Source organism: Streptomyces caelestis, from assembly GCF_001279005.1.
GTDB lineage: Bacteria > Actinomycetota > Actinomycetes > Streptomycetales > Streptomycetaceae > Streptomyces > Streptomyces heliomycini.
The window spans coordinates 1-581 of record NZ_LGCN01000054.1 but is presented as its reverse complement, the minus strand read 5'-3'; the positions used below and the strand labels follow the sequence as shown (position 1 = coordinate 581).

The 581-nt window shown below is 71.9% G+C and carries 1 protein-coding gene; it reads left to right on the top strand.

The window, feature by feature from the left end; genetic code table 11:
* Positions 1 to 581, top strand: a 581-nt coding sequence (locus tag ADK41_RS05865; RefSeq protein ID WP_037805359.1) for a condensation domain-containing protein, incomplete at both ends; no start/stop codon positions are given.

The window sequence follows — 581 nt, the reverse complement described above, 5'->3', positions numbered from 1 at the left end:
TCAGGACCTTCCGTTCGACCGGCTCGTCGAGGTGCTCAATCCCGAGCGTTCGGCGTCCCGGCATCCGCTGTTCCAGGTCATGCTCACCGTCGGCGACACGACGGTGAGCGAACCTGAACTCGGCGGCCTTGCAGCGCGATTCGTCACCCCCGAGACCCGCGTCGCCAAGTTCGACCTGACCTTCGCGTTCGGTGAGCGCCGGGCGGCCGACGGCGGCCCGGGCGGGCTCGACATCACCGTCGAGTACGCCACCGACCTCTACGGACCCGCCACCGCCGAGGCCGTCGCCGGTCGCCTGGTACGCCTCCTCACCGCCGCCGTCTCCGCCCCCGACCAGCCGGTCTCCACCCTGCCCCTCCTCACCGAGGACGAGCACACCCGCCTCGCCCGATGGTCCGGGCCCGCGACCCCGGCTCCCCGACTCGGCCTGGACGGCTTGTTCGCCGGTCAGGCGGCCCGCTCACCGGAGGCCCCGGCACTCGTCTTCGAGGATCAGGAGGTGACGTACGGCGAGTTGGAGGTGTGGTCGAACCGGCTGGCCCGGTATCTGTCGGGCAGGGGGGTGCGGCCGGGTGATCTGG